The sequence below is a fragment of the Pseudomonas sp. Irchel 3A5 genome (assembly GCF_900187575.1).
Classification (GTDB): domain Bacteria; phylum Pseudomonadota; class Gammaproteobacteria; order Pseudomonadales; family Pseudomonadaceae; genus Aquipseudomonas; species Aquipseudomonas folii.
In genome coordinates, this window is record NZ_FYDU01000004.1 from 19,447 (window position 1) to 41,922 (window position 22,476).

Annotated in this window: 22 protein-coding genes; 12 read left to right on the forward strand and 10 right to left on the reverse strand. The window is 56.0% G+C overall.

Going from position 1 to position 22,476, the window contains the following annotated elements; translation table 11 throughout:
* Window positions 1–4: 4 nt before the first annotated feature.
* The 6 genes from CKW31_RS07010 to CKW31_RS07035 all read right to left on the reverse strand — a co-directional run bounded on the left by CKW31_RS07010 (window position 5) and on the right by CKW31_RS07035 (window position 6,077).
* Window positions 5–1,387, reverse strand: a complete 1,383-nt coding sequence (locus CKW31_RS07010; protein WP_095093652.1) for an NAD(P)/FAD-dependent oxidoreductase — start codon at window positions 1,385–1,387, stop codon at window positions 5–7.
* A gap of 101 nt (window positions 1,388–1,488) precedes the next feature.
* Complete coding sequence (purU, locus tag CKW31_RS07015; protein ID WP_095093653.1) at window positions 1,489–2,349, reverse strand: formyltetrahydrofolate deformylase; 861 nt, start codon at window positions 2,347–2,349, stop codon at window positions 1,489–1,491.
* A 33-nt stretch (window positions 2,350–2,382) separates the two neighbouring features.
* Window positions 2,383–3,513, reverse strand: coding sequence for an aminomethyltransferase family protein (locus CKW31_RS07020; protein WP_095093654.1), 1,131 nt, complete (start codon window positions 3,511–3,513; stop codon window positions 2,383–2,385).
* A gap of 60 nt (window positions 3,514–3,573) precedes the next feature.
* Window positions 3,574–4,590, reverse strand: coding sequence for a DUF3445 domain-containing protein (locus CKW31_RS07025; protein WP_095093655.1), 1,017 nt, complete (start codon window positions 4,588–4,590; stop codon window positions 3,574–3,576).
* 15 nt (window positions 4,591–4,605) lie between these two features.
* Entirely contained in the window at window positions 4,606–5,535 is a 930-nt protein-coding gene (locus CKW31_RS07030; protein WP_095093656.1) for a PDR/VanB family oxidoreductase, read from the reverse strand.
* Entirely contained in the window at window positions 5,532–6,077 is a 546-nt protein-coding gene (locus CKW31_RS07035; RefSeq protein ID WP_095093657.1) for a dimethylamine monooxygenase subunit DmmA family protein, read from the reverse strand. The genes CKW31_RS07030 and CKW31_RS07035 overlap by 4 nt, the downstream gene beginning before the upstream one ends.
* Before the next feature lie 182 nt (window positions 6,078–6,259).
* Here CKW31_RS07035 and CKW31_RS07040 point away from each other — a divergent pair, with 182 nt between their 5' ends.
* Window positions 6,260–6,901: a LuxR C-terminal-related transcriptional regulator gene (locus CKW31_RS07040; protein WP_095093658.1), complete on the forward strand. Its 642-nt coding sequence runs from the start codon at window positions 6,260–6,262 to the stop codon at window positions 6,899–6,901.
* 347 nt (window positions 6,902–7,248) lie between these two features.
* Window positions 7,249–7,704: a DUF4189 domain-containing protein gene (locus CKW31_RS30280; protein ID WP_371856709.1), complete on the forward strand. Its 456-nt coding sequence runs from the start codon at window positions 7,249–7,251 to the stop codon at window positions 7,702–7,704.
* A 65-nt stretch (window positions 7,705–7,769) separates the two neighbouring features.
* Here the strand turns inward: CKW31_RS30280 and CKW31_RS07050 are convergent, their stop codons facing one another.
* Window positions 7,770–8,531: a hypothetical protein gene (locus CKW31_RS07050; protein WP_218192132.1), complete on the reverse strand. Its 762-nt coding sequence runs from the start codon at window positions 8,529–8,531 to the stop codon at window positions 7,770–7,772.
* Between the two features lie 268 nt (window positions 8,532–8,799).
* On the opposite strand from CKW31_RS07050, the gene CKW31_RS30285 reads away from it, so the two are divergent.
* From CKW31_RS30285 to CKW31_RS07105, 10 genes are all read left to right on the forward strand, one after another.
* Window positions 8,800–9,291, forward strand: a complete 492-nt coding sequence (locus tag CKW31_RS30285; protein WP_095093660.1) for a DUF4189 domain-containing protein — start codon at window positions 8,800–8,802, stop codon at window positions 9,289–9,291.
* Window positions 9,292–9,433: 142 nt separating this feature from the next.
* Window positions 9,434–10,072 (forward strand): DUF1629 domain-containing protein, encoded by a 639-nt coding sequence (locus CKW31_RS07060; RefSeq protein WP_218192133.1) that lies wholly within the window; start codon window positions 9,434–9,436, stop codon window positions 10,070–10,072.
* A 616-nt stretch (window positions 10,073–10,688) separates the two neighbouring features.
* A complete protein-coding gene (locus CKW31_RS07065) occupies window positions 10,689–11,315 on the forward strand; it encodes a hypothetical protein (protein WP_218192134.1) in 627 nt (208 codons plus the stop codon).
* 86 nt (window positions 11,316–11,401) lie between these two features.
* Entirely contained in the window at window positions 11,402–13,018 is a 1,617-nt protein-coding gene (locus tag CKW31_RS07070) for a hybrid sensor histidine kinase/response regulator (RefSeq protein ID WP_095093662.1), read from the forward strand.
* Window positions 13,019–13,098: 80 nt separating this feature from the next.
* Entirely contained in the window at window positions 13,099–13,746 is a 648-nt protein-coding gene (locus tag CKW31_RS07075; RefSeq protein ID WP_095093663.1) for an imm11 family protein, read from the forward strand.
* Window positions 13,747–13,913: 167 nt separating this feature from the next.
* Complete coding sequence (locus tag CKW31_RS07080) at window positions 13,914–14,804, forward strand: peptidoglycan-binding domain-containing protein (RefSeq protein WP_176469814.1); 891 nt, start codon at window positions 13,914–13,916, stop codon at window positions 14,802–14,804.
* A gap of 45 nt (window positions 14,805–14,849) precedes the next feature.
* Entirely contained in the window at window positions 14,850–15,695 is an 846-nt protein-coding gene (locus tag CKW31_RS07085) for a hypothetical protein (RefSeq protein ID WP_095093665.1), read from the forward strand.
* A 63-nt stretch (window positions 15,696–15,758) separates the two neighbouring features.
* Window positions 15,759–16,511, forward strand: a complete 753-nt coding sequence (locus CKW31_RS07090; RefSeq protein ID WP_218192135.1) for a lysozyme inhibitor LprI family protein — start codon at window positions 15,759–15,761, stop codon at window positions 16,509–16,511.
* Window positions 16,512–16,576: 65 nt separating this feature from the next.
* Entirely contained in the window at window positions 16,577–17,065 is a 489-nt protein-coding gene (locus CKW31_RS07095) for a DUF4189 domain-containing protein (protein WP_027899943.1), read from the forward strand.
* A gap of 782 nt (window positions 17,066–17,847) precedes the next feature.
* A complete protein-coding gene (locus CKW31_RS07105; RefSeq protein WP_095093668.1) occupies window positions 17,848–19,071 on the forward strand; it encodes a DUF1444 family protein in 1,224 nt (407 codons plus the stop codon).
* 4 nt (window positions 19,072–19,075) lie between these two features.
* Here CKW31_RS07105 and CKW31_RS07110 read toward each other — a convergent pair whose 3' ends face one another.
* Genes CKW31_RS07110 through CKW31_RS07120 form a run of 3 tightly spaced genes read right to left on the reverse strand, consistent with a single transcriptional unit; the run spans window position 19,076 to window position 22,369 of the window.
* Window positions 19,076–19,570 carry a DUF2269 domain-containing protein gene (locus CKW31_RS07110; protein WP_095093669.1) on the reverse strand — a complete coding sequence of 165 codons (495 nt, stop codon included), beginning with the start codon at window positions 19,568–19,570 and terminating at the stop codon, window positions 19,076–19,078.
* A 3-nt stretch (window positions 19,571–19,573) separates the two neighbouring features.
* Complete coding sequence (locus tag CKW31_RS07115) at window positions 19,574–20,701, reverse strand: saccharopine dehydrogenase NADP-binding domain-containing protein (protein ID WP_095093670.1); 1,128 nt, start codon at window positions 20,699–20,701, stop codon at window positions 19,574–19,576.
* 54 nt (window positions 20,702–20,755) lie between these two features.
* On the reverse strand, window positions 20,756–22,369 hold the full coding sequence (locus CKW31_RS07120; RefSeq protein WP_095093671.1) for a hybrid sensor histidine kinase/response regulator: 1,614 nt from the start codon (window positions 22,367–22,369) through the stop codon (window positions 20,756–20,758).
* Window positions 22,370–22,476 lie beyond the last annotated feature (107 nt).

A 22,476-nucleotide genomic window follows, 5' to 3' on the forward strand; every position in this document is an offset into this window, starting at 1 on the left:
AACCTCAACCTGCAGATTTCAGGCGATCGAAACCATCACTGGCCAGGTAGGCGGCTAATGAATCGTCCAGGGCGTCCAGCCACGGCGTGTGGTGCACGGTCGCCATAGTGCCGGTGATCAACGAGCGATAGCAGTGGTTGCGATAGCCCATGATGTCGGCGTGCTTGTCCTTCTTCCATTGAAGGAAGGTCTCATTCACCTGCGAGATATCGAAACTGGGGTAGTCGGTGGCTTCGATCAATTGGCGAATGTATTCACCCTGAAATTCGAACATCTGTTGCGCGGTCTCAAGGCGTTCTTCCTCATAGCGCCAAGCCAGGTTTTCAGCCTGCATGGGGGCTCTGTCCGGTAAATCAATGCGCCCCAGAATAACGTCGCGGGCATACCAGGCCTGGGCGTCGAACATGTTGAAGCTGTACCACTGGTCCTGCATGCCCAGATAAATCAGCCGAGGGTTGGCTTCCCAGAAAATGCCTTTGTACAGGTTCAGCGGCCACAGGCGGTTGCCTGTTTTCAGGCGCAGGTCCTCGGGCAGGAAAGCAAAATGATGTTTGTAGCCGGTGCACAGAATCACCGCATCGACTGCCTTACTCGTGCCGTCGACAAAGAACGCCCGATTGCCCTGTACATGAGTCAGCAGTGGCTTCTCTTCCCAATTGTCCGGCCAGTGATAGCCCATCGGTGCGCTGCGATAGCTGCTGGTGATGGTCCGCGCGCCGTACTTGTAGCACTGCGAGCCAATGTCCTCGGCCGAGTAACTGCTGCCGACGATCAATACGTCCTTGTCCTTGAATTCCAGTGCATCGCGGAAATCGTGCGCATGCAGCACGCGCCCGGCGAACGTCTCGAAACCCGGAAAATGCGGCACATTGGGTGTGGAGAAATGCCCGCTGGCAACCACCACATAGTCGAACACTTCGCTGCTGGTCAGGTCCTTGCCGTGATCATGAACGGTGACGGTGAACTGCTCTTGCACCTCGTCAAAAGTCACGCTGCGCACCACCGTATTGAAACGGATGTAATCACGCACGCCCGCTTTTTCGACCCTGCCCTTGATGTAATCCCAGAGCACCTCGCGCGGCGGATAAGAGCCGATGGGGCGGCCAAAGTGCTCGTCGAAACTGTAGTCGGCAAACTCCAGACACTCTTTTGGCCCGTTGGACCACAGGTAGCGGTACATGCTGCCGTGCACCGGCTCACCATGTTCGTCCAGCCCGGTCCGCCAGGTGTAATTCCACATGCCGCCCCAGTCAGACTGTTTTTCGTAGCAGACCAGTTCGGGTGCCTGCTCCGGCGTGCATGCGCCGGACTCTACGGCCGACTGAAAGGCTCGCAACTGAGCCAGTCCGCAAGGGCCCGCACCAATGATCGCGACTCGTTTTTTCATGTTCTATTCTCCGCAATGAGGAAAGCTCGATGCCTTACAGGCATTTCAAGCGGGTGGCGGCAAAGAGGTTGTGTATCAGGCAGGCGATAAACATCGGGCGCTCATCGGAAGATCACCGTCTTGTCGTGGTTGATGAATACGCGATGTTCCAGGTGGTATTTGAGGGCCCGCGAAAGCGCGACGGTCTCGGTATCGCGGCCGATGGCGACCAGGTCGTCCGGGCTATGGTCATGCTCGACCCGTTGCACCTGCTGCTCGATGATCGGCCCCTCGTCCAGGTCGCCGGTGACGTAATGCGCTGTTGCGCCGATCAGTTTGACGCCCCGTGCATAAGCCTGGTGATAAGGCCTGGCACCCTTGAAGCCGGGCAAAAACGAGTGGTGAATATTGATCGCCCGCCCCGCGAGCTTGTGACACAGCTCATCGGACAGAATCTGCATGTAGCGTGCGAGCACCACCAGGTCGGTTCCGGTCTGTTCGACGATGCTCATCAACTCAGCTTCCTGCTGCGCCTTGGTGTCGGGCGTGACGGGCAGATATACGAAGCGGATGCCCTCGCGCTCAGCCATCGGCCGCAGGTCCAGGTGGTTGGAGACAATGGCGGTGATGTGCATGCTCAGCTCGCCCTTTTGGTGGCGATACAGCAGGTCGGTCAGGCAATGGTCGAACTTGCTGACCATCAGCAGCACCCGCAGCGGTGTGTCGCCAGCGTGCAGGGCCCATTGCATGTCGAATGGCACAGCGACATCGTCGAACCCCTGGCGCAGGGCCTGGATATCGCCCGTGGTGCCAGCATTGAAGCGAAACACCGCCCGCATGAAAAAACGCCCGGTGTGCTCGTCGTCGAACTGCGCCAGTTCGCTCAGGTAACAGTCGCGCTCGGCTAGGTAAGTGGTCACGGCGCTGACAATGCCCGAGGTCGCCGGGCACTGAACGTTGAGTATGTAGTGGGAGGTGGACATGGCATCTTCTCTTGTCATGAAAAAATCGCTCACTCAGCCCTTGGCCGTGCGTTTTTTCTTCTCGGGGTCATCGAATGGCAAGCTGTGGCTGATTGCCTTGGTGCTCAGGCTGCCGCGAACTTCCAGGGCAACGCCCTGCTCGGCAATGTGCGGCTCGACCCGGGCGATCGCCATGGATTTGCCGGTCAGACGCGAGTACATGCCGCAGGTAATCAAACCCACCTCCTTGCCTTCGAACCACAGGCTGTCGCCCGCCTGAGCCGCCACCTGACCGTCGAGCAGCACACCGAATATCTTGAAGCGCTCAGAGCCCTGGCGTCGGTAATGCTCCTCAGCACCCCGAAACCCCTGCTTGCCGGGCGACACGGTGAAATCCAGGCCCAGTTCCCAGAGGCTGTCGCCGGCCTTCTGATCGGCAAAGGGGTACATCTGCGAGTTGTCGTAGGGGAAAAACAGCAGTGAGCTTTCGACACGCAGCCAGTCCAGTGCGGTAAAAGCGCACGGGATAATGCCCAGGTCGCGGCCCTGCTCAAGAATGCCGTCCCAGATCAGCGGGGCATCGGCAGCCTTGCAGAAAATTTCGTAACCGCGCTCCCCGGTGTAGCCCGTGCGCGAGATCATCACCGGGCGGTCGAACAAGCGGGTTTGCAGATGGTGGAAATACGCCAGATCCCGAATACCCGGTACGTGATCGGCGAGGAAATCCACGGCCTTCGGTCCTTGCAGCGAAAGATCGTGCAGGTCGTCATCGAACAACACCGCGACCTGACGGCCCAGTGCCGAACGCACCAGCAACTCATGGCCACTGCCTGCGCCATGCACAACCATGAAAGCATTGGGGCCGGTGCGATACACAATGCAGTCGTCAGCAAAGTTTCCGTCTTCATCGAGCATGCAGGCGTATACCGATTTGCCCGGATACAGCTTGGCGATATCGCGGGTGGTGGCCTGCTGTAACAGGCTTTCGGCGTGCGGCCCGACGTAATGCACCTTCTTCAGGCCCGACACGTCCATCAACCCGGCGCGGGTGCGAATGGCCTCATGGTGGTCAGCCAGGTCGCTGGCGTAGGTCCACGCAGTGGGCATGCCGTTCCAGTCTTCCAGCTGTGAGCCAAGGGCCAGGTGCCGTTCGCGAAGCGCAGGGGTGCGCCATGAATGAGTCATGGAGTATTCCTCTTAGATTAAGTGAGGGTTTGAGGTCAGAGCTGGAAGTCAGGCCTGATCTCAGGTATCGAAATCAAAGCGTCGCAGCCACTCGATCAGGGCCTGCCGATAGCGGGTCATGCCCTTGTAGTCGGCAATGGCCTCGGGCAAATCGCGAATTACCCGGTGCATGCGTTGCGCCCAGGCCGGATTGGTGACGAGTTCGTCCATGCTGATCAGGTAGGTGCGAATGCCGAACATCAGCGCGTTGGAGCGCGGCAAGCGCATCATCAGCTGCATCTCCACACGCAGATGAACCAGTCGTCCTGCGTTTTCGGCAGTGACCTTGCCACGGTCGTTGCCCCATTCATGAAAGGTTTCGGGCGACGAATCCAGTCGCGGATTGATCGTCAACGTCCAGTTCAGGCGACGCACCGGCTGGCCGACCTGCACATTCAGCAGGTATTTCAGCGCCCGGTCGAAGATGCCCATCTGATGCGCCATCGGTACCGGCGAGTGCCATTGTTTGAAGCTCATGCCAGCGTCGAAACGCAATGACCAGTCGGCCGGACAGGTGACCATGCCCGCGTCCATGAACAGGTCGCCATCTCGCTGGTCGAGCACAGCGAAGTCGCCCTGCAACTGGCGGGTGATATACTCCAGTGGCTCGCACGGCAGGCTCGCCGGATCACCGAAGGTGAAACGCTGATCAATACCCATCGGCAGGTTCTGCCAGTGCCAGGCGTCGCCGTCGCGCTGCAGATGAAAGTGCTGCGGATAGTCTTCAGACAGATGCTCCATCAGCACCTGCACCATGTCCCAGGCGGCCTGAGTCATGTGCGGCATGACCAGACAGCGCCCGGGGTCGCGTTCCAGTACCCGGGCTCGTTCGGCGGTCTCGGACAGGTAATGTTCGTCGATGTCGAACGGATGCTCGAAGATCGAACCCGGATCGCGGGAAGTTGCTGGCTCGATGTTCACCGAGTACATGTACTGATCTTCGGGAAACGGAAACGGGAAGCGCGCGATGGCCTGCGGGCTGTTGCGAAAGCTGAAGTCGTCGCAGTAGGTTTGCGGCGCTTTGAAGGCTAGGGTCATGACAAAACTCCACAATCAGATATCGAGTACCAGCGCTCCGCCGCAACTGCGCGACACACAGGGCATCAAGTGAGTGTTGCGTTCGTGGTCGCTGAGAAACAGATCCCGATGCTCGACCGCGCCGTCTATATAGGCTGTCTGGCACTGCCCGCAGACCCCGCCGCGACAGAGGTTGGGCACCTCGACACCCGCCGCTTCCAGGGCTTCGAGCAGGCTGTCTTCGGCATTGACCTTTAACCGTTGACCGCTACGTGCGAGGTGCACATCGAAGGGCACACCAGGCTCCGGCGCAGCGAACGCCTCCCAGTGCACGCGGCTGGCCGGCCAACCCAACGCCTGGCTCTGCTCACGCAAGGCATCGATCAGCGTTTGCGGGCCACAGGCGTAAACATGCGTGCCCAGTGGTCGCTGGCTCAGCAGTTTGTTCAGGTCCAGTCGCCGCGTGGGGCTGGCATAAACATGCAGGCGTGCCTCCAATTGCTCGCGCAGCGTGTCGAGATAAGCATCGCTGATGCCGGGACGGCAGGCGTAATGCAGCTCGAAATCCTGGCCCTGACGCGTTAGCTCCGCGCAATACGCCATGAACGGCGTAATGCCGATGCCCGCTGCGATCAACAGGTGCAGGCGCGCTTTGCTGTGTACCGGAAACAGATTGGCCGGTGCCGAAATGGTCAGCCGGTCACCGACGTCCAGTTCGTCATGAACGAAGTGCGAGCCACCGCGTGACAGAGACTGACGGCGCACGGCAATGCGGTAATGGCGCGTCTGCGCCGGATCGCCGAGCAGCGAATAGGCATTGCGCCGACCATTGGGCAAGTGCACTTGCACATGGCTGCCCGCTGAAAACGCCGGCAAAGAACCCCTCAACGGCTCCAGCAACAGCTCGCGCACCATCGGGGTCAGCAAGTGGGTTTGCGCCACTCGAACGGCAATCGTGTGGCTCATGCGCAAGCCTCCCCGTGTGGTCGGTCGGCATCGGCGCAGACTCCGATATACGCCCCCAAACGCTCTGAAAAGTGCTGGCGAATTTCGAGTACCACAGCGCACTGGCAGCAGGTGTGCAGCGCGGCCTCTGTAGCGTCCTGCACCCTTGCACAGTGCACGCAGAACACCGAACGGCTACCGCCCTCGCCCGGTCCCGAGTTCAGGCTCAACGTTATTTCATCGGCCAGCAGCCCGGCGTCAATGGCCACCGTGCGAACCTTCCAGAGAAACGACTCATCGCCCTGCACATGCAACTGCACACCGACATGGCTGTTGCGTAAATGCTCGGCCAGTACCCCCTGTAACGTCTGTAGATCTTCCAGTTCGGGCAAGGCCAGGTGCGTCAGGCTGCGGGCTTGTGCAAGCCGGTCTTGTAGCTCGGCATGAAGTTTAAGGCCTTGCGTCTGGGTCACCAGCAAGTAATCACGGGACAACTGCATGGGTGGTACTGCGTCATACGTCGGCAGGCTGAAAGGGCGCGACGCTGCAATCGGATTGTTCATGTCGATCCTCGTGCTGACGAGGGCGGAATTGCCCTGGCGTGTTTCCTCATGAGCAAGATAATTTCCTATGGGGCATTCATCCTCAATCCTCAAGACGAGCTACTCCCAATGGGGTAGTTGACAGCCAAGGGCATGGAATTTGCTGTCGCACTGGACTCATGCCGATAAGACGGGAGGAAAAAATGCACACAATCAGCCCCGCGCCTTCGCCGCTATCGACCACCCATTCGCTAACCGAACGTGAGACGCAAACCCTCAGCCTGATCAGGGACGGCCGCAACAACAAGCAGATTGCCCGGGAATTGGGCATCAGCGACGGTACTGTGAAGATTTATGTGCGCAACCTGCTGCGCAAGTTTGACCTGCACTCACGCCTGGAGCTGGCGTCATGGATGCATCGTCATGAAGCGCAGCCGCAAGGTCATGAACCGATAACGGTCACTGAACAAGCTCCGCAGGCCGCCACCTCGATCAGTGTCAGCGGCTTGGTCAACGACTTGCCGGCGCTGATCTACAAGGGTGAAAACGTGCGCGCTTGGCGCATGCAATACGTCAGTGAAGGCTGCCTGCACCTGACCGGCTACTCCGCCGAACAACTGACTCGCGAACAAAGTTACGGCGCTTTGATTCTTGAGGAATACAGCGACTATGTCTGGTACTGCGTGCAATGCGCACTGCTCAAGCGTGAGCCGTTTCAGCTGAAGTACCGGATATGTTGTGCCGATGGCCGCATCAAGGAAGTGTGTGAGACCGGGGTCGGGTTGTACTCGAGTAGCGGCGAGATCCTGGGGCTTGAAGGGGTGATATTCGAAGTGGGTGCGTAAGGTCTGTACCCTTCGATATTTCAGGTGTTCCGTGGTCTATTCGGCGCCTTCCACGTCTCTCATCAAACATCACGTCAATAATGGATTGAAATACATTTTCTGTAGGAGCTGCCGAAGGCTGCGAAGCACCTTGTCCTGACACACGGTGATCGCAGCCTTCGGCAGCTCCTACAAGTCCTATGTTCACCGCGAGACAGCGCGGCGGCTGGACGACGTATAAATCAATAGCACACCTGTGCTATCGAAAATGATCCGCAGGTCAATTACTGTTTTTCAGCTGAACCAGATTTTCAGGTTCATTGAATACAGTCATTGCCATGCTACGTACCACCTTGTTTTCATTGCTGATGCTCACAGCGTTTGCCCCAGCATTCGCCCAGACGGCTTGCCCGGGCGGCGTTGCTCCCGGCAGCCCTCAGTGCGGGCCGGACTCGGGGACATCAAGAGCCGATTCTGCCCCTTCCCGTCCGACCGGCGAATGGCTTAAAACCTGGGGCGCGATTGCAATGTCTAGCTCCACAGGCGAAGTAGGAGCCGTTGTTGGCAAACTATCCGAGGGCGATGCGAAGAGCTCTGCCATTAAACAATGTGCCAAGGGCGGAGCGAATGATTGTGCTGTTCAACTGGTTTATCGAAATCAATGCGCTGCGCTGGCTGCGTCTCAGGTGGACACTTTTTTCCAGTCGTCTCCGAGCGAAGAGCTTGCAGAGAGTAACGTGAAAAAGGTGTGTGATGAGAGTGGTGGAGGGACATGCAAGGTCTTGTACTCGGAGTGTACCGAACCGCTGTTCAGAAAATACTGAAGTCGGAACCGGCTTATCCTTGGTCACCGATGTTCATCGCGAGTTTCATTCCCCTTGAATAACCGTTATTTCACGCAGAGCGCAATGTTCGTGCGCGCAGCGTGGATCACGCTCAAATAATCGTCGACGACGGCAGGTGACATGTCCTGGGTAATTGCATCATCGGCCATCGCAGCATCCTGGCGATATTTCGACAGCGTCGCCAGGCATCCAGCTTTATCCTTCAATTTATACTGCGTGAGCGCATAGTCATTGCGCAGACCGCCCTCATCCATCATTCCCATTGTGTTGAGGCACTCACGATAAACGGGCGCCAGGGTCGTCTCGGCCTGGGAGTATTTTTTCTCGTCGTAGAGTTTTTTGAACAGTCGACGCGTCTTGTCCAGCGCGGGTTGAGCGCAGAAGGCCGGCACATAGCGGTAATCACCTTCGAAACTGCCATTGCTGCCGCAATACTCACGACACTGTTCTTTTGTAGATGTACTCACCACTAACCCGTCGGGGGCGATGGTCAGGTCCAGTGAACATTGGCTCGGGGCATCGCCTTCGTAAACTACCGCGCCTCCTCCCGGGTTCAACCTGCCGGAAAACGTGCAGCCACTACCGGCGTTTTCGGTGTCCAGTGAGAACGTCTGGATACCCTTCGCGCCTGCGGATTCAATGACCAGTTGCCCCCAACCACCCTCAGTCCCATAAGTGCCCGCTTTTAGCGGTGATTGTTGCGCCATGGTTGATGCAGGCAACATCAAAGAGGTAAAACAAAAAGCAGCACAGCAAATATTAATAGCTCGCTTCATCGCTACGCCCTTATGGAGGATTGAGCCCATTTACTGCCACCGCGGATAAGATGCATAGGGACCTGAAACTGCCCCACTGCGTAAATAAACAACATCGAGTTTGGCGCTCCGCAACGTTTCGACAGGCGCACATGACGCTTCCTAGCTCTTGGTGAGCGCCGTTTTTTTCTGGTAACCAACTTACGGACTGCAGGCGATAAATCAATAGCACACCTGTGCTATCGAAAATCATCAGCAGGTCAATTACTGTTTCTCTCTGGGCAGGTGTTTAAAGGTTCATTGAAATTGAGTAATCAATATGATTCGTTCCACGTTATTTTCACTGCTGGTACTCGCTGTCTCTACTCCGGCCTTTTCGCAGACGGCTTGCCCAAGCGGCGTCGCCCCTGGCAGCCCTCAGTGCGGACCTGACTCGGGGACTTCACGAGCGAACTCCGCGCCTTCACGGCCAACCGGGGAATGGATTAAAACCTGGGGGGCGATTGCTGGATCGGATAGTCGTGGGGAGTCGTGGACCTCTCTTGGGAAATTATCGAAAGACGACGCAGAAGACGAGGCACTTAGTCAATGCAAGGCGGCTGGTCTGCCGGACTGCAGGGTCAGTATGACTTATCACAATCAATGTGTATCGATGGCATCACCTCCTGGTGAAGGGACTAGCTCGATACGTACCGCGGAGAGCAAAAAGATCAGCAGCCAAGATGCGCTGAAAATCTGCCACGATTTAAACGGTGTGAAGTGCGACATTGTTTATGCAGCTTGCACAGATCCGATATTCAGAAAGTTCTGATAATCATGACAACCGGAGTTAGCTTGCGTGAGGAGAGACAACATTACTTCTCACTGGATAATCCGTCACGCAGTGCATCACTTACTCGACAACACGAGAGCCCAAAACGAGGGCGCACTGGCAAGCGATGACAACTCATGACATGACAGCGCCTAACAGCCCTAAAGCAAACGAGTTCTACACGCTGATGCCCGACATCCGCAGTAACTGGGGGCCCTGCGGCGTCATCTTTTCGAATGAGCGCGAGTTACTGACACCGCCGCGCCGTATCCTGCGGCCCCCTGAAGGTGGTTTCCCGCCGCTACGCCAGATACCGCAGCTTGAATATGACCCCAGGAAAGGCAAAATGCCGCGCGACCTTGAAGGCATATTCAGCGGCTACTGGCTGGTTTCAGAGCGGCTGAAGAAGGTGTTCGAAGAGATAGATCCATTGGCCTTTGAGTTTGCCGAATGCACATTCCGTTTGCCTGATGGCTCGATGGGCCCCACTCATTTCCTCTGTGACATTGTGCGCGTCCTCAATGCGGTGGATGAAGAAGCCTCCAGGTTGAATGTCGAGATCAGCGATGAATTCGTGAATGGAAAGTTCTATAACCTCTGCGGCGGCGCGAGGCTCGTTTTTCATCAAAGCGTCGTCGGTTCGGCGCACATTTTCCGCGTCCCCTACTCCGGCCGTTTGGTTGTCTGCGATAAAGCATTTCGGGATGCGGTTCGACAGGCCGGGATTGGCGCCAAGAGTCACTCGGATGGGCTGTGGTTCGAAGATGCTGCCAATCTGTAGGCCGAGTCAAACACTTGAGGTCGGGGCAAATCTTGTGGCCCCGGTGTCCATAGTCCTGCGCTGTCTACCCGCAGACATAGGACCTGTAGGAGCTGCCGAAGGCTGCGATCTCGGTATACCTGTAGAAATGCTTCGCAGCCTTCGGCAGCTCCTACAGAAAATGCATTTCAATCCAGTATTTTTGCTGTTGCTTGATGAGCGCGCTTGCCCGCGATTCGGTCTGTCAGTCGATGAAGATATCGTCTGTGCTGGCGCAATCGCGGACAACCGCGTTCCTACAGGAAAAATCACTCTTTCTGGATGAATCCTCTCTGAGATACGCGCCATGATTAATTCACGCTGAGGAGCCAGCCATGCAGTTGTCCCCCTCGTTGAAGTCCTTGATACCGGAATGCAGGCAATGGCTTGATCGGGCCCGGACCTCGGGCGATATCGACCGCTACACAAGCGCCGTGGAAGATCATCTCGCAGTTGCCGGCCGCCTTAACCCCAAGGTCGGAACACAGCTTGGACGAATTAGCCACTTTTGGAGCGTCGCCGCCTGCGACGCATACTTTCGGGCGGATCTGGATAAACTTGCCTGTTTTTTAGGTGGACGATTGAAAGCCGTGCGCTGGTGCTGCGCTGGGATGCGGTACACAGTCAGCTGCGTCCACAGCTTGGCAACTGGCCCCGGGAGTACGAAGACAGCCTGCGCGCTGCAGGCCCCACCGTGTTGTCTCACTGGGATACAGGCAAGATTAGCGCCCGGCGCTTTCTGGAAATGGCGGAGAAAGATGCGCGGCTCAATCTGTTCCCTCAGTCACGTCGAATCGCTCATAACACCCACGATGTGTTTTTAACGTTCCTGTTCTGCGACGCCTATGGACTGTCGATCCGGTTCGAGCCACGCAAGCCCTTGATTGAGGTCTATCAAGGGCTTCTGGATAACTGGAAGACCGACGACCAGATCACCTTTGCGCAATACATGAGCCAGGCCGCTGAATTCCATATCAGTCGGAGCAAGCACAGCACAGGCTGGAAAATTTGCGAATTCGACTACGACTTTGATCGCGTCTTCCCGATCGAGTTACTGGCCGTCCTGGCACTACGACGTCGAGATAACTTCGCAGACTTCCCGGCGGGTCACGTGCTGATCGATGGGCCTTGGTCGGTGCTCAGGGACCTGCCCTGTGCTGAGCTGCACCCTCTCATCGAGGCTGTTCTGACGCGTGTGAAGAATGATTATCCGCAATTTCTTTGACTGAGGCCCGGTCAGCGACTGGCGCCGCAATAGATCGCAACTAACGCCAGGAAAACTCACGCTCAGCGTTGAAAATAGAGGTAGGGATGAAGGACTGGAAACTCGCCGAACTCAATCAGGCAACTATCAGGCTGATCCTGGCAGGTTGCGTGATCGCATACGTGGTGGTCGTTGGGCTTGTCCCGGGCCTTGTCCTTGAGCATTACCGGCTGATCATTGGGTATTACACCGGCGTTTTGGTGTTTTCCCTGATATTGCGCATGCACATTGTCAGCTATCCGGGCGTGTATCTGACGCGCCGCCTGTTGGCAATGGTGCATGACTACATAGGGATCTCGGTCGGTCTGGTATTGGGCGGTGAAGCTACCCTACCGCTTTTCAGCCTGATGGTTTGGGTCACCCTGGGTTACGGCATGCGCTTCGGCTCGCGCTATCTGGCCACGGCGGCGGTCATGGCGCTGCTGTCTATATTGATTACCTATCAACTTACGCCCTACTGGCAGGCGCAGCCTTATATGGTCGTGATGCTGCTATTGGTCATTATTCTGGTTCCGGCCTACGCCAATACCCTGCTGATAAGGCTCCGTCAGGTCTCCGAGCAGGCGACGGTTGCGAACCAGGAAAAGGAACGGTTTTTAGCCCAGGCCAGTCATGATCTTCGGCAACCTATTCACTCCATTGGCATGTTCACCGCATGCCTGCGTACGAGCTCTCTAGGCGAATATGAGCGGCAGTTGGTCGATAACATTGATCGCTCACTGCAAAACGTGTCGCAGCTTTTCCGCTCCATACTGGATATCTATACGCTGGACAGCGGCAAAGTCTCAGTCAAATCAGAGATGGTAAATATCGGCGACCTGCTTAGTGATCTGGCCCGGCAAAATGCAGCTGCAGCGCGCTGGGCTGGCGTCGAATTGAGAGTTCGTGCGTGCCCACGATGGGTCAGAATAGACGCCACACTGCTGTCGACGATGGTGCAGAACATCATTTCCAACGCGCTCAAATATGCCCCGGAGCATCCGGTTCTGATCGGGGTACGCAGAACCCGCAGTGGTCTTTCGATCCATGTACACGATCAGGGGCGCGGCATCTCGGATGAACACTTGCCCAAGGTTTTTGATGAGTTCTATCGCGTTCGACATACGCGGGAGAAAGACATCGAGGGTGTGGGGCTTGGATTATCAATTGTCAGGCGCCTTAGCCAGATCCTTGGTCTAAGAGTCAGCCTTGTTTCCCGGTTGGATCACGGAACCAGTGTGGCCATTCACGGCCTTCAAGAAGTGTCGGCGCCCATGCAACAGACCTTTAAGAAGATACCTGGCGATAGTCTGCTCAGAGGCCTGAGAGTCTGTCTGGTCGAGGACGACGAAAACGTGCTGACCGCTACCGCTACGTTGCTGGGACGATGGGGCTGCGAGGTTCAGACCGCTCGTTCGGCGCAGGGTTTGATCACCGAGTGTGACATCCTCATCGCCGATTATGATTTGGGCACAACCGCCAATGGCGTGGACTGCATTGATCAGGTCAGAGCTGCACGTGGCAGAGATATTCCGGCCATGATCATTACCGGGCGTGATGTCGGGTTTGTCGCTGAAGAGTTGCATAAACGTAATGTCGTGTTGCTGGCCAAGCCATTAAGGCCCTCAGAGTTACGACTGGGTCTGCTATCAATGCGCGAGACATTAATGGATGCCCCCCCGTGATGTTCTGGCGCGCGCCATGCAGGACTAGCGGTTCTCCTTTAAAACTGATGATTCGGAAGACTCCAGCAAGAGAAGCTTAAATGACTACCAGGCAATTACTGGAAAAAGAACAGTTTTATGTGCTGCAGAGTGATCCGCGCGGGGGCGGACCCGGGACGGACGTTGAGATCGCAAATCTGGACTCCCTGTTAACGCCACCGAGCCGCATTCTCAGGCCTGAAAACGGTGGAATTCCTTCATTGCCAGAGGTGCCGCATTTGGTGCATGCCAACAAGTCAAAGCGAATGCCTCGTGATCTCGAAGGTGGATTCAGCGGTTACTGGCTGGTTTCCGAGCGTCTGAAGCAGGTCTTCGAATCCATAGATCCAAATGGATTCGAGTTTCTGGCCTGTGACTACACGCTGCCAGATGGTTCAAATGGCCCACCGCATTACCTCTGTGACGTTGTACGCATGATCGCGGCATTAGACGAAGAAAAATCAACTTATCAAGTTCGCACAGGTCATGAATTCGAGACTGGCAAACCGTTCAGGATAATGACCTTTCTAGGTGGCGCACGTCTCGCCTTCAAAAAAGATCTTGTGGGTTCTGCCCATGTTTTCCGCATGGCCGAGAAGAAGTCGTCAGTCATTTGTGATCGCGTGATGTACACCGCGATCAGGAAAGCCGGTATTGGCGTCAAGCCAAGTTCTGGTGGTCTTTTATGGCGCGACGCTGCCGATGTGTGAAAGGTACGTCCAGTCTGAATGTCTTAATAACATACTCGTTAAAACCGAACCTATAGTACGGGTGTGCTATTGGAAAAATGCCCTGCCCCTGTAACTTACAGAAGATCATCGCTGGATTACTTTTCCACGATTTTTTGATCAGGCACGAAAGCACAGAGGCTTTTCAATTGACGCTAGATACCGTTACCAACCGTTTGCCCGTGGGCTGGAAAAATCCACTGCTGCGAGCAGCGTTCATCACAGTGGCGGCGACATGCTGCTGGCAGCCGCTGAGCGCACTGGCCGGATCTATGTCCCCTGCTAACGCTTCCTCTACCCTGCCTGTCGATAACACCGAAGCCTCGCTGAACCTTGATGAGCGCAAGCTGATTCAGGAAGGTTTGATCTGGGGCGGTTTTTATCAGGGTGCTATTAACGGCAACTTTGACAAAGATACGCGGGCCGCCATTACCGAGATTCAGCAGCAGTATAAACAGCCCGGCACTGGTCTCCTGAACGCCGACCTGGCCATGCACCTCGGCGGTTCAGCGCTGAATAAACGAACAGCCTTCGGCTGGACCACCGGGACGGAGCCAAAGACCGGGGTGAGACTGGGTTACCCGTCAAAACTACTTACGGTACTCACCAGCCCAAATTCCAATACCGTGAATCTGAATGCCGAGGACAGTAGTATCTCGTTGCGGGTTGAGCGACTGATCAATATGAAACCCGGCCAGATTGGTACGATCTACAACAACCTGGCCAGCGATACCCAATCCACCCTTACGTACAACCTCAGACATGATGATTCTTTCATCACTGCGGGCTCGCGTGGTCCGCTGAAGTTCCTGCGTCGCTATGAGCAGCGCGGGAGTGAGATTCGTGCTTTAGACCTCGTATGGGTTAGCGAGCGCGATGCAGATATGAAAGCCCTCGCGATACTGATTTCCAACAGCTTCGACCCGTTCAATACTTCGGGCCCGCAAAAAGAGCCGGAATACCCTTACCTCTCCAGCCTCGCCCGCTCAGCAAGTAATGAGTCGACTGGCGGCAAACCCAATGCCGTGCCCACTCAGTAATGCAGTTCGGCAGAAGCCGGACTTGAGAACGGAAGTCTCAGTTGAATGAGACTTCCACTGGCCCTCGTTGCAGCTGCCTGCCTGGTTATGGACCTCCCCATCGTGAGTGCGAGCGAAACAAGCGCCGTGACCAATGAGCAGGGATGCATCAGGCAGCGCGGCGGTCCACAGGATCCCGGCACGGTGCCGCCGCCCGTCATGGATGCCTGCGTGGGCCCCTACTCTCTGCGCATTCCCGCCAACTATTTCGATGACCAGATGGGCCCGAACTTTGATGGCAGCTTTGGGCTGTATCTCGAATACCCGGACCTGACGCCCTTCGCGCCAGGCGAACGAACACACCTGACACTGGATGTGGCCACGCGCACGGTGAACATTGGTTATGTCTACCTCGACCGGGTAAGCGCCGAGGCGTTTATGCGACGACAAACCGTGCCAGACGGTTCTGGCGAAGATGCGCCCGAAATGGATATCCAGACGCGTCTCAAAGGCAAAGAGGTCGATGGGCTCACACCTTATTACGCCGATGTTGCGACGTATCGCGCGCACTATCTGGCGAAGGGGCTGAAGCCGTCCAACTCCATCATGCAAGCCAGTTATTACAAGGACTGGTACGTGGCGCGCGATACGCGAGGCCAAATCGAGACGATCATCAAGTGCACATCGCGCGAAGTCCAAGAGTCCGGCGTGGAATATCGTGAGGGCAAGCTGATACGCAGCAAGGAGCGCCAGTTACCCGAGTGTGAGCACACATTTGTCATGCCCGAGATGAAGGTGGCCGTGAAAATCAACTATGTGCGCTTCGCGTTCAACGACTGGAAAAAGATTCAAGACCGCGCACGAAGCGCACTGCAGGAATTATCTCGTGATGCTGGTTTGACCCGCCGTTAATGAAGAAACGGAGGTTGTGCTGTTGCAAGACATCATCCACAAGCAACTTAAGGAGATCGGGTCATGACCCAGTCGTATTCACCAAACCCGGCCTGCTTATCGATAAAAACTACGTCTACGCGCGCGATGAAGCTTATCTTTGCGCTGAGCCTTACAGGGCTATCGCATTGCGCTTTCGCTGCCAGTTTCGATTGCAATAAGGCCTCGACCGCCACGGAAAAGCTGATCTGTAGCGATGCCGAGACCTCCGCGCTGGATGGCAAGCTGCAGCAAGCCTATAAGACGGCACTGGCTGCGACCGATGCGTATGGCAAGAAAGCCTTGGCTAAAGAACAAAGCAACTGGATCACTTACAGTCGTGGCCTTTGCCAGGATACGACCTGCCTGCAACAGGCATATACCTCTCGCATCGCCATGCTGGCGCGTAATGAGAAAAACATACTCGACGGTGAGGCTTACCCGGACTGCAAGCTGCCGGGCGAAGCCAACCAGACCGGCAGTGGCGAATGCGTAAATGTGGTGCCTGTCCGAGATCCTGACTCCCGGATCGACTCATTCAACCAGTCGCTGAAACAGCGCAAGCAAAACGGCCAGGTGATTGGTTGCAGCCGACTGATTGATCTGCCGGTGGGCGTAGCCGTAAGTAATCATAGTTTTGGCGGCGTCTGCGTCTTGCAGGAAGGTGCGCAGCGCAAAGCCGTGATGATCTGTAACGACGATATGTTCGGGCATTTCCAGATCCAGCCGTCCACTCTGCAGAACGTTCCAGACAAAACCCTGATCGATTTCACATATGCGCAATGTTATGGCGGTTGATGCGCACCGTTATCTAAATCCAATAATCCACGCTGATAGTCAGTTACTGCCACAGGATTAAAAAGATGGGATTTAAAGTTCACTTGGTGAGTATTTCGCTGCTGTTATTCAGCCTGCAAGCCGGAGCGCAGACAAGGTGCCCTATGGGCGTTCAGGCAGGCAGCATTCAATGCATTCCGGATGACCCGCAGACCGGTCAAAGTGCACCTCCCCGTATGACCGGCGAATGGATAAAAACCTGGGGAGCAGTTGCAGGTTCGGATGCAACTGGCGAGTCCGGAGCGGTGGTCGGCAAGTTAACCGAAGAGGAAGCGAGGTCGGTAGCCCTGCATCGATGCGCTCTAGGAGGAGCCACTGACTGCAAGGTGAACCTGGCCTATAAAAACCAGTGTGTCGCACTGATCTCCAGTGAAATCAATAGCGTCGTACAAGGCTCCGTTTCGGAACAGAGAGCGATTGATTTGGCAATGGCCAGTTGTAAAGAAGATAGCGGTGGCCGTGAATGCAAGGTCCTGTACACCGCCTGCTCTGATCCGATTTTTCGCAAATATTAAGCTTTTTGTGTCGAGTGTGAGCTAACTAACCAGGTTTACGGTCAGCGCACGCCAGCTTCTTCAAGGCATGGCAACGCTGCCTGGCGTTAACTGTTCACTGGCGTGGAGCGTCAGTCGCAGGCCCCCAAAACGCTCTATAGGTGAACTCCGGCAACGTAGTCGCGAGCTCCGGTCGACCTATTTTGATCATGCCGTTGGTTCGCCGAGTGCTTGCTTTACAGACGAAATCATAGGGCCGCTCCAGCATGGTGCGGGCAACCGGTTCCCACTGAGTACTTGTCGGTCCCTGGGTGACGTCGCCCGAACGCAGTTTAGAATTCGATGCGTCTACACTGTACAGGCCAGCCTTACACTGAAAGGCAATCCTGTACAGGGTGAAGAGAGGTTTGTTCTCATCTTCGAATACATAAACAACATCCACTGAACGCGTGGGCTCAGCACCTGATTTCGAAGGACTGTCCGCGACGGAAAGAGCATCGGCATAAATGACTTGCCGTTTCGGCTGGTCCCCACTTCCGAAGATTAGCCACCAGTCAGGCATTGCGGCAACTGCCGCGCCTGGGGCGATGACAAGCGGGGACAGGACGGCGAGAACCAAAGCGTATTTATGCACCAGCGTTTACTCCCGGAGTTGCTGACAATAAGATTCGAACAAACTTTTAATTGACGTTAATGATCGCATACCCTCTTTAGCGTTCAATAGCACACCTGTACTATTCACCACGACAACTCCGGGACCTAGAGTCAAGGTCTCGAACACACAATTGCGGGAATTGAAAAGTATGCTCAAAAACCTCTTCAACAGCCTTTTCAATCGTCCGCTGACAAAAGATCAGTTCGCCGAACACCTCATCGAGGCCGCGCGGGAAAAAGGCTTTACCGGCCCTCTCGAATACCGCCCGGAAGAATTCAGAATCGAGCATGGCGATAACAGCTACCTGAATCTTCACAATGCGTTTGACGAGTATCAGAACGCTGATAAAACCGAAAAGCCCCAAATAGTGGCCAGGTATGTGACGGCGTTTATCCATGCCAGCTCCGCCCCCTCAGCATCGTCCCGGACTTTCGAAGACACCAGAGCCCTGTTGCGGCCGGTTATTCGTAACCTGGCGACGTATGAGGAAATTCGCCTGAATCAGGTCCGCACTAAAGGCTGGGATGCCCCGTTCGAAATAGCCCAGCGGACCTTTGGCAAAGATTGCGCTGTACTGCTCGCAGTCGACTACCCGGATTCGCTATCAACTTTGTTCAACGGTATCCCTGATGACTGGGGAATCACGCTGGACGAAGCATTATCGATTGCAATTCGAAACCTGCGTGAGGAGACCGAAGACCGCTTCGAAGAGGTCGCGCCGGGACTTCATGTCGGTCGCTGGAATGACGGTTATGACATCAGTCGGGTACTGCTGCCTGACGTTTTGCAGCGAATCCCCTTGCAGGGACAGCCAGTTTTCATGGTGCCTACACGCGATGTTTTGTTGGTGGCCGGCGACAAGGATGAGCACGGAATTCGCCACATGATTGAGGTCTGCTTCCAGGTAATCGAAACCGGGTGCGCCGTTTCCAGCCAGTTATATACGTATCAGGACGAAAATGTCGTCACGTTCTTGCCTCAGGACGAGGACAGCCAAGCCCGTCTCGCCACACTGGGACGGATGCTCCTTCAGGGTGAGTACGATTCACAAAAGACGCTTCTTGATGCGCTCCATGAGGAACAGCAGGAGGATGTGTTCGTTGCGTCTTACTTGCTTTACAAATCGGATGAGTCCGGCGAAAGCACTTTTTCCATCTGTAGCTGGGCAGAAAACGTCATCACGCTGCTGCCCAAAACAGACCGGGTTTCGCTTGTTCAACCTCTGCAGGATGGAACAACCCATACGCGCATTGTGGAATGGGACGAACTTGAAAGCCGGTTCGGCGAGTTGATGAAGCCCGTGACGCTCTACCCGATCAGGTACCGGGTCGATGGATTCCCGACGGCCGAGCAGCTCGGCCAACTGCCGTAAATAATCAGGCCACCAGCATTTCAAACCACTGCCACGGGGTCAGTTTCGTCACCATCATCAGCACCACGATGAACATGCCGAGAAAACCGCAAACGCCCATCCAGAACCATTTCTGGTAGAGGTTATGGTATCGATCATCCAGTAACAGGCCCTGTTCAACCGCGCTCAATGCCAGCCCATGCATCCTCTTTTGCAGGACGAGGACCGGCAGCCAGAGGGCACCTACGCCAATGAAGATCGCCACCGAAGTCATCAACCAGGGTGATGTCAACGGCAGCCCCGCAAGCGTTATCAGCAGGTAGCCCGTACCGAGCTGAAGAAAGCCGGCGGGCGTGGTAATCCAGGTATCGAACCGCACCACCATCGCACAGACATGGGCGATGACTTGTGGGTTGCGAGTACGACTTGCAGCGATCAGATAAAGAAACGAGCCCATGCCGAATCCGAACAGGAAGATCGCCGCGATCACATGCAAATACTTCATCGCCAGATAAAGCATTGATCAACCGTGCTCATCTGAAAAGCCTACAGCCAGCTTTATATTCTGCGGATCGTTCATAGCTGCCAGATATTCGTCAACGCTGATCTCCCCCACACAGGGTCGGGCGCCTGGCTGCGGGCGATACTGCTGAGCGACTTTTGCCACCAGCGCTACCGCAGCGCAACTGGGTATTTCCGGACCTTTGTCGTTGTACGCCGTTAGCTGGGCATTCATGCTCAGGGCATTACCATCCACGCCGACACCCTCCACATCGATGTACATCGCACTGAGACCGTCACCGAAGCGCTCGAACAGCGTTCCCCAGCGATGCAGTCGAGCGGCCCATCCCATCCGATCCTTGACCAGCCCTGCGCGCAAGGAGGCTGCCAACAGGTAATTGGCTACGCCCCCAAGCTTGAGGCCCGAGCCTGCTTTGAAACTCAGGGTGTGCGCGCCATAACGGCTGCCAAAAATGTCGATATCCGGCACATCGACGTTGGCCAGCACGCGCGTGCCCAGATGCTGCATTTTGCGTAACGTCAGATCCTGCCAGCCCGAAACTTCGTGAACCTGCCCGCCTCGCAGTTGTTTGATCGGCTTGCCCGCGTAAGCGAGCACCCCTTCAACGGTGGACAATCCGGGCATTTTTGCCGAGGAAGAGATGCCATGTTCAATGACGTCAATACGGCTGAAGCGATGACGGTACTGATCAATGATGGCTGATGACAGCGTAGGCACCGAGCTGCAGCCGCTAAGCAGGGTTACGCCTGCTCGCCTGGCTGCTGCGTCGAGAATGCCGATACCGTTGACGAAAGCTCGGCAGTCCGCCAGGTCACAGTAGTTGACCCCGGCCTCGATACACGCCTGGGCCACAGCATAGGACTGCCCCTGAAATGGACCGCCTGTGTGGATGACCCACTGGATATCCAGCGCGCGCAATGCCGAACCGAACTCTGCGCCCATAGCATTACCACACCAGCTCTCACACATAACGCCCGATTGGCCTTGCAGCGTACTGACACTGTCAGCCAGCCTTTCAGGGTTGCGCCCCGCAATTACAAGCGCAACGTTGGGCATGTTGATCAGGTGTCGGCAGACAATCGTGCCGAAATTTCCGTACCCGCCAACCACCATGACTCTCAGCGACATTCAATGCTTCCCTGTCTTAAATACTGTTCACGTTAACATTCGCCGCTAGGTTGATCAGGCCCGTTCCACAGGTTTCTCACACATCGACAGCAGTGTCAGGCGCAGTTCCGAAGGTCTCAGCGGTTTTGACAGCACAGAGATGTCCCGTGCCTGCGATGCCTCCTGAACCATGTCCACTTCTCGGCCGGTGACAATCAGCGCCGGAACATCCCAGCCCCGAGCCATGCGGATGCTGTCGATGCAATCGAGACCGTTGGCTTTCGTACCCAGATCGTAATCGGCCACGATAATGTCGCAGTTGGTACTCAACCCTTCCGCCGAACTGGCGGTCTGTACGTCGCAGCCCCAGCGCTCAAGCAAAGCTGCGGTGGCCATGAGGACGTTGTTGTCGTCCTCCACCAGACAAATTTTAACGCCCTTGAGCAGGCTGTGCCCCAGTGTTTTTTTGCGCGGTTGCTGCACGGGCGCAGCGACTTCTTCGAGACCGTGAATGGTCACGCTCGTACCACGGTTTACCCTGGATTTAATCTGAATCTGCACGCCGATAATCAGGCTGAGTCGCTTGACAATGGACAGGCCTAATCCCACGCCTTCTACATCCTTGTCGCGCTCGTGGCGTATTCGATAAAACTCATCCCAGACGTTCGGAAGATGTTCGGCGGCGATGCCCGGCCCCTGATCATGGACACTGATCGACAGTCCTTCCTTGTGGTTACGTACACCGATCAGTACTGGATGATTTGGAGCGTATTTGAGTGCGTTGGAAAGTATGTTTTGGACCATCGTGGCGAGCAGCGTGGCGTCCACCCTCACCCACCGGTTACAAGGCCGGATCCTGAGTTCGACGCCGGCCCAGCGCGCAGCAGCGATATTCTGTTGCGCGATTTCACCCAGCATTTCGCCGAGGTTAACCACGTCTGATTTGGCCGAAACCTTGCCGCTGTCCAGTGTGTAGATGTCCAGGATCGAGCGGAACAATTGCGCCACGTTATGCAGTGAGCGATCAATGTTATCCACCAGCTTGCGCTCGTAATCCCCGAGCGGGCTTGAACGCAGGCAGGCAGTGAACATGCCGATGGAGTGAATGGGCTGACGCAGGTCGTGGCTGGCCTGGGCGAGAAAACGTTCTTTCTCCTGATTGGCAACGGTGGCCTGCTCCGACGCCTGGCGCGCCCTGACCAGCAAGATGTGGGCGTAGCCCGGCACCAGAATGGTGACAGCAACCAGCATCAGGACCATGAACGGCTGGGCCTGCCAGTACGGAGTCAACTGATAAATAATCAGGATCGCCAACAGTGCCAGAGACGCAGCAATCGCCAGGTAGCGCGAGCCGTAGCGCATGCCGTTCCCCAGCGTGACCCAGACCATCACACTGAAGATCGGCAGCGTCGCCTCTCCGCCCACCACCAGCCCGACTGAAATTCCGGTGTAATCGTGCACCATGCCGAATACCCGACGTGCCGGGAATACGCCAGGGCGACTGATGATGTACTGCCGCAAGATATATGAGACCACCAGAAAGCCGGCATAGTAAGCAATGATCGGTTCATACTGTGCGACATCGTATCCCGGCAAAAAACCTATCAGCGATACATAAGTGATCGCCACCGTCGCCACGGTCAATCTCAGCGTGGCCTGATCCAGCTCAGCGTTTTTCCGGTCTGTCATGAGTAACCCTGCCGTTAGCGTGGCGGTGATGCGCGGTCTTGCTTCGGATAAGTTTAAAGATGAGACATGGAATACTCACTCAGCAAGTCCCTGCCGTTCAAATTCGG